General features: G+C 40.8%; 13 protein-coding genes. 12 read left to right on the top strand and 1 reads right to left on the bottom strand.

Features of this window, described 5'->3' with window-relative positions:
* Positions 1–484 precede the first annotated feature (484 nt).
* Genes nhaA through J8L86_RS02250 form a run of 4 tightly spaced genes read left to right on the top strand, consistent with a single transcriptional unit; the run spans position 485 to position 3,306 of the window.
* A complete protein-coding gene (nhaA, locus tag J8L86_RS02265; protein WP_055025588.1) occupies positions 485–1,663 on the top strand; it encodes a Na+/H+ antiporter NhaA in 1,179 nt (392 codons plus the stop codon).
* A gap of 13 nt (positions 1,664–1,676) precedes the next feature.
* Entirely contained in the window at positions 1,677–2,066 is a 390-nt protein-coding gene (locus J8L86_RS02260; protein WP_065109033.1) for a hypothetical protein, read from the top strand.
* A gap of 27 nt (positions 2,067–2,093) precedes the next feature.
* On the top strand, positions 2,094–3,026 hold the full coding sequence (gene nhaR / locus J8L86_RS02255) for a transcriptional activator NhaR (RefSeq protein WP_211028503.1): 933 nt from the start codon (positions 2,094–2,096) through the stop codon (positions 3,024–3,026).
* A 31-nt stretch (positions 3,027–3,057) separates the two neighbouring features.
* Positions 3,058–3,306, top strand: a complete 249-nt coding sequence (locus tag J8L86_RS02250; protein ID WP_119968899.1) for a succinate dehydrogenase assembly factor 2 — start codon at positions 3,058–3,060, stop codon at positions 3,304–3,306.
* Positions 3,307–3,900: 594 nt separating this feature from the next.
* Here the strand turns inward: J8L86_RS02250 and nadB are convergent.
* Positions 3,901–5,514: an L-aspartate oxidase gene (gene nadB / locus J8L86_RS02245; protein WP_055025592.1), complete on the bottom strand. Its 1,614-nt coding sequence runs from the start codon at positions 5,512–5,514 to the stop codon at positions 3,901–3,903.
* A gap of 224 nt (positions 5,515–5,738) precedes the next feature.
* On the opposite strand from nadB, the gene rpoE reads away from it, so the two are divergent.
* The 8 genes from rpoE to era all read left to right on the top strand — a co-directional run bounded on the left by rpoE (position 5,739) and on the right by era (position 13,322).
* Complete coding sequence (gene rpoE / locus J8L86_RS02240; protein ID WP_055025593.1) at positions 5,739–6,317, top strand: RNA polymerase sigma factor RpoE; 579 nt, start codon at positions 5,739–5,741, stop codon at positions 6,315–6,317.
* A 25-nt stretch (positions 6,318–6,342) separates the two neighbouring features.
* Complete coding sequence (locus tag J8L86_RS02235; protein ID WP_055025594.1) at positions 6,343–6,957, top strand: anti sigma-E factor RseA C-terminal domain-containing protein; 615 nt, start codon at positions 6,343–6,345, stop codon at positions 6,955–6,957.
* A gap of 12 nt (positions 6,958–6,969) precedes the next feature.
* Complete coding sequence (locus J8L86_RS02230) at positions 6,970–7,914, top strand: MucB/RseB C-terminal domain-containing protein (RefSeq protein ID WP_211028502.1); 945 nt, start codon at positions 6,970–6,972, stop codon at positions 7,912–7,914.
* Between the two features lie 119 nt (positions 7,915–8,033).
* A complete protein-coding gene (locus tag J8L86_RS02225; protein ID WP_055025656.1) occupies positions 8,034–8,501 on the top strand; it encodes a SoxR reducing system RseC family protein in 468 nt (155 codons plus the stop codon).
* Positions 8,502–8,641: 140 nt separating this feature from the next.
* Positions 8,642–10,432, top strand: coding sequence for a translation elongation factor 4 (gene lepA / locus J8L86_RS02220; RefSeq protein WP_055025596.1), 1,791 nt, complete (start codon positions 8,642–8,644; stop codon positions 10,430–10,432).
* Positions 10,433–10,726: 294 nt separating this feature from the next.
* Positions 10,727–11,641: a signal peptidase I gene (lepB, locus tag J8L86_RS02215; protein WP_065109037.1), complete on the top strand. Its 915-nt coding sequence runs from the start codon at positions 10,727–10,729 to the stop codon at positions 11,639–11,641.
* Positions 11,641–12,321: a ribonuclease III gene (rnc, locus tag J8L86_RS02210; RefSeq protein ID WP_055025598.1), complete on the top strand. Its 681-nt coding sequence runs from the start codon at positions 11,641–11,643 to the stop codon at positions 12,319–12,321. The genes lepB and rnc overlap by 1 nt, the downstream gene beginning before the upstream one ends.
* Positions 12,318–13,322 carry a GTPase Era gene (gene era / locus J8L86_RS02205; protein ID WP_055025599.1) on the top strand — a complete coding sequence of 335 codons (1,005 nt, stop codon included), beginning with the start codon at positions 12,318–12,320 and terminating at the stop codon, positions 13,320–13,322. Before rnc ends, era begins: the two co-directional genes overlap by 4 nt.
* Positions 13,323–13,338: the final 16 nt, after the last annotated feature.

Below are 13,338 nucleotides of genomic sequence, written 5' to 3'. Positions count from 1 at the left end.
CAAGCTAAACTAGTTGTATCCTACTTGGTTAGCATTTTTTGCGCTTTTGACACTGTATTTCACTTCTGTTTAAAACTCACAGTGAATTCCTATACTGATTTCATATTAATAGTTATTCAATGGGAAGTAGTCATATCAGCTTAAGTCTGTTTGGCTGATTATGTTAATAAATAGCCTTTTATTCTTGCTGGATTTTTTCGATAGTTTTTTATTAATAATTCATCAGCTAAAACAGTGTAATGTATGTTATTTCGTCAGTTGAGTAATTTATTGTGAATAAATAAATATGCGCCTAAACTTGAATAATGCGCATATTCCGAGTTAAACGTCGATCTGCTTCGCGTTTAGCGGGTGTTGTGTGATTAATCTCACTGCGTTTTGATACATACATCGGAAATACCGAGGTATTAATGCGAAACTAACGATTATGATTGTTTGAAAAATTCCGATAGACTCGAATTAATTGTTTTTTTTGGAGTGAATTATGGAACGTGCAATTAAGAATTTCTTAAGTCAAGAATCTGCAGGGGGTATCATTTTAATGATCTCTGTAGCACTGGCTATGTTAATGGCAAACTCGCCATTAGCTGGTTTATACAGTGGATTCCTTGATACAGAAGTCCAAGTGCGTATAGGTTCATTAGATATTGATAAGCCATTATTATTATGGATTAACGATGGTTTGATGGCACTTTTCTTCTTATTGATTGGTTTAGAAGTAAAGCGTGAATTATTAGAAGGCGCACTATCTAGTGTTGCTAAAGCTTCATTACCAACTTTTGCTGCTGTTGGTGGCATGGTATTTCCAGCTTTATTTTATCTAGCATTTAACTACTCAGATCCTGTTACTCAGGTTGGTTGGGCTATTCCAGCTGCAACAGATATCGCCTTTGCATTGGGTATTATGGCCTTACTTGGTAGCCGTGTGCCTGTTGCTCTTAAAGTCTTTTTATTAGCCCTAGCTATTATGGATGACTTAGGTGTTATTGTGATTATTGCATTGTTCTACAGTGCTGATTTATCAATGACAAGTTTAATTGTTGCTGCTATTTCTATCACATTAATGGTAGCGCTAAATCGTAAAGGTGTTAGCTCGTTAATCCCTTATGGTTTGTTAGGCGTTATCCTTTGGGTAGCTGTACTTAAGTCTGGTGTACACGCGACTTTGGCTGGTGTCATTATCGCATTCTGTATTCCGCTGCGAGCTAAAGATGGCTCATCTCCTTCAGAGCACTTAGAGCATAGTTTGCACCCATGGAGTACATTCTTTATTTTACCTGTGTTCGCGTTCGCTAATGCTGGTCTATCGCTATCGGGAATGAGCATCACTTCATTAGCAGAGCCTGTGACTATCGGTATTATTTTAGGTCTGCTACTTGGTAAGCCTGTAGGTGTATTACTGTTTAGCTTTGTTGCTGTAAAACTAAAATTAGCTGAGCTACCTCCTGGGATTAGCTGGAATCAAATTATCCCTGTTTCAATTATGTGTGGTATTGGTTTCACTATGTCAGTGTTTATTTCATCACTTGCATTCGAATCGGCCCCTGCACAATTAGGTGACTTTGCTCGCTTAGGTATTCTAATGGGATCTATGCTAGCTGCGGTTATCGGTTATGTATGGCTTGATAAAGTACTTCCTAAAGCTAAAGCTGAAGCAAAGTAGTATCGGAGCAAAAATGAAAACAAAACTGTTGATGTTAGCCTTAGCAATGGGTGTGATTGCCGCACCCGCTCAAGCAACCTCGTTTAATGTTTGCCAAGCAAACGTTGAGTCAAGCGAATGTAAAAGTTATTTAGACGGCGTTGTAGATGGTGCGTTGATGTATCACACTGATGCATCAAGTAGCCGTCTTGAAGCTGATAGTGGATATGAGTCTCGTGCACTTAAATATCGAGCTGGAAAACGTTATCAAGAGGCTAATCGCAGTTATTGTGCAGACAGAAAACCGCATAAAGATGAAATCGTTTTAGCTATTCAGGAACAAACCGCCGCTAAAAACGTTAACAACTTAAATGAGTTATCGATATTAATTGATAGCTTGTTGGACTGTCAGCGATTAAAATAAACCAACGCTCTTAGCTGGTTTATTTACATGCAACATTTAAATTATAACCATCTATATTATTTTTGGATGGTTAGAAAGAAAGGTTCGGTGGCTAAGGCCGCCGAAGCTTTATGTCTCGCACCTCAGACCATAACAGGTCAAATCCGCTCATTAGAAGATCGTCTTAACGGTAGTCTATTTAAACGAGTCGGCCGCTCGCTAGAACCCACTGAACTTGGTGAATTGGTATTTCGCTATGCAGACAAAATGTATAGCTTGAGTTATGAGATGCTGGATTTACTGGCTTACCAAAAAGACGAATCAATTCTATTTGAAGTTGGCTTTGCTGCTGCTCTATCAAAAGCGCTTGCGAGTCGGGTCTTACTGACTGTCATTCCAAATGATGGCTCAATGCACCTAAGTTGTTATGAATCGACCCATGAAAACCTCATTCAACGCTTACGAGAACACAAGTTGGATATGATTTTATCTGACTCGGCAGGTGAATCTTTAAAATATCCTGAGATTTTATCTAAGAAACTAGGGCAGTGCGGCATCAGCTTTTTTGCGGCATCTAAATCATCTTTAGACTTCCCTGCATGTTTAGAGCAAGAAAAGTTACTTATTCCAGGTAAAAGAACATCGCTAGGTCAGCAGTTACATCGATGGTTTGCTGAAAAAAACCTTGATGTCAGTATTCTTGGTGAATTCGATGATGCTGCGATGATGAAAGCATTTGGTTTATTCCAGCGAGGAATTTTTGTCGCTCCATCTATTTATCGACATGATATACTGTCCCAAGGCATGGTTTTGATTGGTGAAACTGAAGATATACATGAAGAATATCATGTGATGTTTGCTGAGCGAATGATTCAGCATCCGGCAGTTCAGCGTCTTTTAGACACTGACTTTACCGATTTATTTGCAGGTGTCGATCCCCAAATACAAGATGTTGAATACAGAAGTTCGCATCAAAGATAAAGTATCCGCAGAAGATGTTAGGAGAATAGCGTTGGAATTAATGAATATTGCTAGAGTTCGTTGGGCTTGTCGTCGTGGGATGTTAGAGTTAGATGTCTTGTTTCAACCTTTTGTTGATTCACAATATGAAACACTTTCCGATACCGATAAACAAACCTTCATAGACTTACTGGCATGTGAAGATCCGGAATTATTTGCATGGTTTATGGGCCACGAGGTTTGCCCCGACCCAGCGCTAAGAGAAATGGTCAATACTGTCCGTGGTCGTCCTCAACCTTAAACATTCTATCCATTTATTCGCCATGAGACTCCTAGATAGCCTGATTAATTTCGGGCTTAATTTCAGGATTATTTTATGCCGTTCACGTTAACAACCTCATTCAGCCAAGTGCTTTCTCACCTTGTGCTTATCGCTATTTGTTTGACGAGTTTTATACTTTGGCCGGATATCCATCATTGGGCTTATCAGCTTATATTTGCACTAACGCTGACAATAGCATTGATTTTTTTCATTCAGCATTTGTTTACGTTACGCCAATTTCACACTCAATTTGTGTTACTAGAACAAGGTGTGGGGAAGCTAAATCATCAATATGAATTTATTCAATGGCGAGCGCCAATTGTGACTGTTTTTGCATCCGTAATATTTATTGAGTTCGACATGACGGCGGCTAACAAGCTTAAAAAGACCAGGCAGTTAGTAATTGTTTGGTCAGATATGTTGAGTGATAAAGAGTACAGAAGTTTGTGTAGGGAGTTAGTAAAACTGCAGTCTACGCTTTGACATTAAATGGGCTAGTAGTTTGCGATAGCTGTTTACTATAGAACGCTGGCTTATTTTAACAGTGAAACAAGCCAGCATTACGAGCTTCGATTATCGCTCTGGTTGTAAAATTGTCGGCTGAGGATTATCTAATTGCTCTGGGTAATCAGCATTATAGTGCAGGCCGCGGCTTTCTTTTCGCTCCATGGCGCAGCGAATAATTAATTCAGCAACTTGAACTAAATTACGTAACTCTAGTAAGTTATTACTCACCCTAAAGTTACTGTAATACTCTTGAATTTCTTGTTGTAGCATGGCGCAACGTCGTAATGCTCGTTCTAGCCTTTTATCGGTACGAACAATACCGACGTAATCCCACATGAATAATCTTAACTCATGCCAGTTATGGGCGATAACCACTTCTTCATCTGAATTACTGACTTGGCTTTCATCCCAATGGGGTACGGGACCTGGGGCTGGAATTTTACTGAGTAAACTTTCAATATCTTGTGCAGCAGCACGGGCAAAAACTAAACATTCTAATAACGAATTACTCGCAAGGCGATTCGCGCCATGCAGTCCAGTGTAGGCCACTTCACCAATGGCATATAAACCATTGATGTCTGTCTGACCGTGTAAGTCAGTCATTACACCACCACAGGTATAATGCGCCGCTGGTACCACAGGAATAGGATCCTTTGTGATATCGATGCCAAACTCTAAACATCGTTTATGTATGGTAGGAAAATGCTTGATGACAAAGTCGGCAGGCTTATGGCTTATATCAAGGTACAAGCAATCGGCACCTAAACGCTTCATTTCATAATCTATGGCACGGGCAACAATATCGCGGGGGGCAAGTTCGGCGCGTTCGTCAAACTCAGGCATGAAGCGTGTGCCATCGGGACGTTTTAAGTAAGCACCTTCGCCACGTAAAGCTTCAGTAAGCAGATAGTTGCGAGCATCAGCATGATATAAGCAAGTTGGGTGGAATTGATTAAACTCCATATTCGCTACACGGCACCCAGCACGCCAAGCCATGGCAATACCATCACCACTGGCAATATCGGGATTTGAGGTATATTGATAAACTTTCGAGCTTCCACCTGTGGCAATCGCGACAAACTTGGCTGTGACAGTTTCAACGTGCTCAGCATCTCGATTCCATACATATGCGCCAACAACACGATTTCCAGGGCGATTAAGCTTTCTCGTCGTAATTAAATCAATGGCGTTATAACGCTCTAGTACCTTGATGTTCGGATGCGCTAATGCCTGATCTTGAAGTGTCGTTTGGACCGCTTTACCCGTTGCATCAGCAGAGTGAAGAATACGTCGATGACTATGACCACCTTCTCGAGTTAGATGATAAGGTGCTGAACTTTGGTCGCCGTCACTGGTTTCTTCTTTATCAAAAGCAACGCCGCATTGAATTAGCCATTTCATCGACTCTTTGGCATTCTCAGCGGTATAAGTCACCACATCTTTGTCACAAAGCCCTGCACCAGCGATAAGCGTGTCGCTCACATGTGACTCAATCGTATCTGATTCATCAAATACAGAGGCGATTCCGCCTTGTGCATAATAGGTTGAGCCTTCAGCTAAAGGTCCTTTCGAAAGGAGAATAACTTGTGACTTTTCAGCTAGATGGAGTGCAAGCGTGAGTCCTGCTGCACCACTACCTATAACCAAAATATCAGATTGGTGTTCAACTGCTTGTTTCATAAGGTATCATGGGTGACTTAATATGGTTCTATAATGGTAAATCAAAACCGCTTTATTGGGTACTGAGACATTACTATTAAGCGAGATTTAGCCATTTTTTATAAAAAATTAAATTTTTTTCATTCAATATCGAACTTTTTCAAAGCATGCGAGTCTACTTTAATGTGAATATGATTCGAGCGACTGAGAAATCAGTATTATAGATTTAGGAGTAGTCGGCTCGGATGAGTGGACAAATAAGTGATCAACAGTTAGTTGAGCGTGTACAACGTGGCGATAAAAACGCATTTAATCTGTTAGTACAGAAATACCAAAATAAAGTAATGAGCTTGATCTCACGCTATATCAGAAATCAAGCAGACATCAGTGATGTGGCACAAGAAGCCTTTATTAAAGCTTACCGTGCATTACCTAATTTTCGTGGTGAAAGTGCTTTTTACACATGGTTGTATCGCATTGCAGTAAACACTGCAAAAAACCATTTGGTTTCTCAAGGCAGAAAAACACCGGCTAACAGTGTTGATGCAGAAGAAGCTGAATACTATGAAGGCAGCGATGCATTAAAAGAATTTGCATCACCAGAACGTCTCGTTTTGTCTGATGAAATTAATAAGGTGATTTTTGAAACCTTAGAAACGTTGCCAGAAGAATTGAAGATAGCAATTTCTTTACGTGAACTTGATGGTATGAGTTACGAAGATATTGCCAACATCATGGATTGTCCTGTTGGTACAGTAAGATCACGTATCTTCCGTGCTAGGGAATCAATCGATAAGAAACTCCAGCCTTTGCTGGAACAGTAATAGTCTTTATTGACACAGGTGAAAAATGCTTAAATCAGGTCAAGAATGGGTTTCATCAGCAGTTGATGGCGAAGTTGATGCTAAAACATTAGCAGAGTTATCAGCAGACGAAAGCTCACATAAGCAATGGCAAAACTATCACATGATTGGTGATGCTATGCGCGGAGAGTTACCGCAGACAATTGATTTAGATCTAACAGCAAGCATTGCTGCTGCTATCGAACTCGAACCTGCGATAATTGCACCGCAAACTGATACCGTTTCTCAGCATGATGAAAAAGTCACAGAAGTAGAAACCAAGAAGGACAATGTTGTTCCTTTCTTCAAGCAATTTGGCCAGTATGCGATTGCGGCTACAGTTGCTATGGTTGCAATTGTTGGTGTACAAAATTACGGTCAAGATCAAAATGCTGATTCGCCGCTACCAGTACTGAATACTCGTCCATTGATTGGTACCGCTTCTCCAGTAAGCTTGCAAACAGGTGCAGTACAGAGTCAGTCGGCTGTAAACAATGATAATGTTGTAGAGCAACGTCGCAGAATAAATTCATATATTCAGGACCACATGCTACAACAAAGGTTGAATTCAGGTGTTGTTGTACAGCACAATAACGATACTGATAACAACATTAATAATTAATCTGGAGTTAGCTTGCGTCTAATCCTGTTAGTATTTGCTGCAATGGTATTCCCTGTTGCAGCAGAAGGTATCCCCGAAGAAGAAATGTCTGCGAAAGCTTGGCTTGAAAGTATGAGCCAAGCACTTCAAACCAAACAATACAAATCTTCCATTATCCAGTTACAAGCGGATCATATCCGTCCTCTCGTTTATCTACACGGAACGGTTAACGACAAAGAAGTCGCATTTTTAGAATATTTGAATGGTCCTCCTAAAAATGCTGTGCGAGTAGCTGATACCGTGACGTTTATCGAACATGATCAACCTGCATACAGTATCAATGCCCCCCGTATTCAAGGGATTTGGCCAACGATTTTTGCGACAGATGTAGCATCACTTGAGCGTGGCTACCAATTTGTGCTCGGAGGTCGCAGCCGCATTGCTGGGCGTCCAGGTCAAATGATTAGAATCATGCCTGTTGATGAGCATAGGTTCATGTCTCAGATTTGGATTGATATGGAAACCCGTCTGCCACTTCGTTATGACATGATCAATCAAGATAAACAATTGATTGAGCAAATGATGGTGATTGAACTATTAGAACTTAATGAACCTGCCAGTATTTTAATTGAAGCTGAACGTCAGGGCTTGCCGCCAGTGATGAATCCTGCTGAGCGTATTGCTGGCCAAAATTGGCAATTTAGCTGGTTGCCCGCAGGTTTCCATATGGTGGTTAAGGACCATCACCGCTTGTTAGGTAGCGACGAGTCGGTTGAATATATCGCATTGACAGACGGCTTAGTCAATATCTCTGTGTATGTTGCCAGAATGGGGGACAGCCCTATGCCTGATGAGTTGATTACACGTAATGGCTTAACCATGGTGGTTGAGCAAGTCGGTAATGTTGAAGTTGTTGCTGTCGGTAAAGTGCCTTCTGATACCTTAAACCGTATCGCTAAAAGTCTTATCTTAAAATAAGTAAGATTATGGCCAATCAATCTAAGCCACCAAAAACTACCCCAAATGACAATGCGTCAACGCAGCTTGAATCAAACGAGTTGCTTGATGCAAGTCGTTCTACATCACTATCACAATCTATGCTAGAAGAAGTGGCGACCGTTATTGCATATGATGAAACGGGGTGGGTAACGGTTGAAATTGAACTTAAAAGTGCCTGTAATCATTGTTCAAATAATGAAAATTGTGGCACTTCGACTGTGGCTAAAGCTTTTTCTATTAAGCGCCAACAGTTTTCCCTTAAGAGTGACAAAGCTTGTGAAGTAGGGGATTTACTCAAACTTGCGCTGCCAGAGAGCGTGATTCTTAAGGCCGCATTATTAGTTTATATTTTCCCTTTAATCGGATTGTTTATCGGTGCGTTAATAGGACTTTGGTTTAGCCATTTACTACTGATTAACCCTGACTACAGCTCGATAGTTATGGGAGCCTTAGGTGGAATAGGCGCGTGGCTTCTTGGTAAGCGACAAGCATCAAAGTTAGAAGCTGAATCCACCCCAGTTATTACTGCTTACTTGGGCCAAGGTGTGAGTTTGCAACGCGGTTAAATGCGCATTCTTATCCGTTATTAGGTGCTTTTTTATATTCATTTCTACAGTGTCATTTATTCTGATTGGTATTAACCCCTTATTCAGGTACAATTTGGCACCATTATTTCCATCATTTTAGTAGTAGTCATTTCAGCCAAATGAAACACATTAGAAACTTCTCAATTATTGCCCATATCGACCATGGCAAATCTACATTGTCTGATCGCCTTATCCAATTTTGTGGTGGTTTATCAGACCGTGAAATGGCCGCTCAGGTTCTCGATTCTATGGATATCGAACGTGAGCGTGGTATTACCATTAAAGCACAGAGTGTTACACTCGACTATAAAGCTGATGATGGCGAAACCTATCAACTGAACTTCATTGACACACCAGGTCACGTTGACTTCTCTTACGAAGTATCACGCTCACTTGCTGCATGTGAAGGTGCATTATTAGTTGTTGACGCTGGCCAAGGTGTCGAAGCCCAAACTCTTGCTAACTGTTATACCGCTTTAGAAATGGACTTAGACGTGGTGCCGATTTTAAATAAAATCGACCTACCTCAAGCTGATCCTGAGCGTGTAGCTGCAGAGATTGAAGACATTGTCGGCATCGACGCTATGGAAGCTGTTCGCTGTTCAGCGAAAACGGGTATTGGTATTAAGGATGTACTCGAAACAATCGTTTCAGACATTCCACCGCCTGAAGGTGACATTGATGCACCACTTCAAGCGCTTATTATTGACTCTTGGTTCGACAGCTACTTAGGCGTTGTCTCTTTAGTGCGTATTAAACATGGCGTATTGAAGAAAGGCGATAAGTTTAAAGTCATGTCAACCGGTCAGAACTACAATGCTGATCGCGTAGGTATTTTTACGCCAAAACAAACTGACACCCCAGAGCTTAAAGCGGGCGAAGTGGGTTTTGTCATCTCTGGTATTAAAGAGATTCACGGCGCTCCAGTCGGTGATACCTTGACCCATGCTAAGCACGGTGCAGAAGAGCCGCTTCCTGGTTTTAAAAAGGTTACGCCGCAGGTTTATGCTGGTGTATTCCCAATTTCTACCGATGAATACGAAAGTTTCCGTGAGGCATTGAATAAATTAAGCTTGAATGATGCGTCATTATTCTTCGAGCCAGAATCATCTTCAGCATTAGGCTTTGGTTTCCGTATTGGTTACCTTGGCTTATTGCACATGGAAATCATTCAAGAACGTCTAGAGCGTGAATACAATCTAGATTTAATCACCACAGCTCCAACAGTAGTTTATGAAGTTGAGATGACACGCGGTGAAATCTTGTATGTGGATAATCCATCAGATTTACCGCCGATCAATAACATTGCTGAAATCCGTGAACCTATCGTAGAAGCAAACATGCTTGTACCAAAAGAGTACTTAGGTAACGTCATCACCTTGTGTATTGAAAAGCGTGGTGTACAAACCAATATGGTTTATCACGGTAATCAAGTATCTGTGACTTATGAACTGCCAATGGCAGAAGTGGTTATGGACTTCTTCGATCGCCTTAAGTCTACCAGTCGTGGTTATGCATCGCTTGAGTATAACTTCATCCGCTTTGAGCCTGCTGACATGGTACGTTTAGATATCATGATTAATGGCGACCGCGTTGATGCGTTAGCTATGGTTATTCACCGTTCTAATATTCGCCATCGTGGTTTAGCGCTTGTGGATAAGATGAAAGAGCTTATTCCAAGACAAATGTTTGATATTGCGATTCAAGCCGCTGTTGGTAGCCAAATTATTGCCCGTTCTAACGTCAAAGCAATGCGTAAAGACGTAACGGCTAAGTGTTACGGCGGCGATGTTTCACGTAAGAAGAAACTCTTACAGAAACAAAAAGATGGTAAGAAACGTATGAAGCAAGTCGGTAACGTCGAAGTGCCTCAAGAAGCGTTCTTAGCCGTGTTAAAGTTGAATGACTAAGCTCTTAATTTGTCGGTGAAAACTGATTTAACATGAAGAGTGATAACAACGCCGCTGCTTGCGGCGTTGCTATTAAAAAATCATTAAAAACGTGAGTTAAAAAATGATTATTAACCGGCATTAATAATCGTTTTTATCGTTTGATGAGCAAAAGTTAATTTTCCATATGAAGTGATTTTATATACTTTGTAACATTACTCAGAGTGAACCTAACAGCACGACATAGGATAATCACTTTTTATTAGTGTCATACACTGAACTATATACAGTGTTAAGGCAGGAGCTTAAACCCTAATGGCAGCCCATTTTTCTCTTATATTAGTTATTGTAACCTTAGTCAGCGGCCTAATTTGGCTTGTTGACGTAATAGCCTTCGCCCCTAAACGACGTGAAAAGTTAGCACTGGCTGAAGCGCAAACGCCTGATTTATCAGACGAAGCAAAAGAAAATATCACACGTGAATCAGTGGTCGTTGAATTTGCACACTCTATCTTCCCTGTGATTGCCTTTGTATTGATCCTTCGCTCATTCATTTATGAACCGTTTCAAATTCCTTCAGGCTCTATGAAACCGACACTGCTTGTTGGTGATTTTATCTTGGTTGAAAAATTCAGTTATGGTTTGCGAGATCCTGTTTGGCGCAGCAAATTAGTTGAAACAGGCGAACCAGAACGCGGTGATGTGTTTGTATTCAAATACCCTAAACAACCAGAAATCGACTATATTAAAAGAGTTATCGGTTTACCGGGCGACAGAGTTGTTTACCAAAATAAACAGTTTCTGATTCAACCTAAATGTGAAGATAAGTCAGCGTGTCCTGGTGCTAAAGCGATTAAGTTAAGCAGTGTTAATCGTGGTGAGTTTACTCAAGAAGGCATTCCTTTATCTCGTTACACTGAGCAATTAGGCGACGTTGAACATGATATTTTAATTAATCCTTCGCGCCCTGACTTTAGTAATCACTTCTTTGAACAGCCTGGTACAGCAGTAGGCGAATTTATTGTCCCTGAAGGACAATATTTTGCCATTGGTGATAACCGTGACAACAGTACAGATAGCCGTTTTTGGGGCTTTGTTCCTGAAGCCAATTTAGTCGGTAAAGCGGTTGCGATTTGGATAAGCTTTGAGTTTGAACGTCCTGCTAGTAGTTGGTTACCAACTTGGGTGCCAACAGGTGTTCGTTTTGACAGAGTAGGTGCGATTAAGTAATGGAACCAATTAAAAATTTACCCCGTTTATGTCGCACATTAGGTTATGAGTTCAAGAATATAGATTTACTGACTCATGCTTTAACTCATCGTAGCGCATCATCAAAGCATAATGAGCGTTTGGAGTTCCTAGGTGATTCGATTTTATCTATTGTGATATCTGATGCTTTATATCACCAGTTTCCGAAAGTCACAGAAGGCGACTTAAGCCGTATGCGTTCAACCTTAGTGAAAGGTGAAACGTTAACCGTGATTGCAAAAGAGTTTAAATTAGGTGATTACCTTTATTTAGGGCCTGGTGAGTTAAAAAGCGGTGGTTTTAGACGGGAATCTATTTTAGCCGATGCTGTAGAAGCCATCATCGGTGCGATATACCTGGATGCCGATATCGAAACGTGTCGACGCTTACTACTGACATGGTATAAGCAACGATTAGCTGAGATTAAACCTGGTATAAATCAAAAAGATCCTAAAACCATTTTGCAAGAGTACTTGCAAGGCTATAAAAAGCCGTTGCCCGAATATAATGTGGTTGATGTAAAAGGTGATGCGCATAATCAGACGTTCACGGTCGAATGTCGTATTTCTGAATTAGATAAAGTAGTGACGGGTGTCAGTACTTCAAGAAGAAAAGCTGAGCAGCTTGCAGCCGCTCAGGTATTGGAGTTAATTAATAAATGACCAAAAAAACAGACTTGCCAGAAAGCTCGCCAGTAGAGCCAAGCTTAGATGAATTATTGGCAAGGATGAACGGTGCTGCACCAGCTGCAAAAGCCAAATATGAAGTGACTTTTTGTGGCATGGTTGCAATTGTCGGTCGACCAAATGTAGGTAAATCTACACTATTAAACAAGTTGCTTGGGCAGAAGGTCAGTATTACTTCTAAAAAGCCTCAGACAACTCGTCACCGTATTATGGGTATTCATACTGATGAAGAGAAACAAATCATCTTTATTGATACCCCAGGTCTTCATATTGATGAAAAACGCGCTATTAACCGTTTAATGAACCGTGCTGCTGCCAGTTCTCTTGCTGATGTGTCTATGGTTGTATTTGTTGTTGATGGTATGACTTGGACTGAAGATGACGAAATGGTGCTTAATAAGCTGCAGCAAGGTAGTGGTAAGCGTAAAACGGTTTTAGCCATTAACAAAGTCGATAATATTAAAGATAAAGAAGCATTATTTCCTTATCTAGCTGAGCTGTCTGAAAAGTTTACCTTTGATGAGATATTGCCAATATCTGCAACCAAAGGTACCAATGTGCAGCGCATTTTAGATTTAGCGCAAGCCTCGTTACCTGAGGGGCAGTTTTACTTCCCTGAAGACTATGTGACAGATCGCTCTCAGCGTTTTATGGCATCTGAAATTGTTCGTGAAAAACTCATGCGCTTTTTAGGTGACGAGTTACCTTACGATGCTACCGTTGAAATTGAACAATTTAAGATGATGGATAACGGTGTTTATCAAATCAATGCGCTAATCCTTGTGGAACGCACAGGCCAAAAACGCATGGTAATTGGTAATAAAGGTGAGCGTATTCGTACAATTGCCACCCAAGCTAGATTAGACATGGAAACCTTGTTTGATAATAAAGTCTTCCTCGAAATTTGGGTCAAAGTTAAATCGGGTTGGGCTGACGATGAGCGTGCACTTCGCAGTTTAGGCTATGGCGAAGACTAACCAAGTGTCAGTACCA

Origin of the sequence: Shewanella sp. MMG014 (assembly GCF_018100775.1) — a bacterium.
Lineage (GTDB): Bacteria > Pseudomonadota > Gammaproteobacteria > Enterobacterales > Shewanellaceae > Shewanella > Shewanella japonica.
The sequence above is the reverse complement of the archived record's forward strand: the minus strand, read 5'-3'. Positions and strand labels throughout refer to the sequence as shown.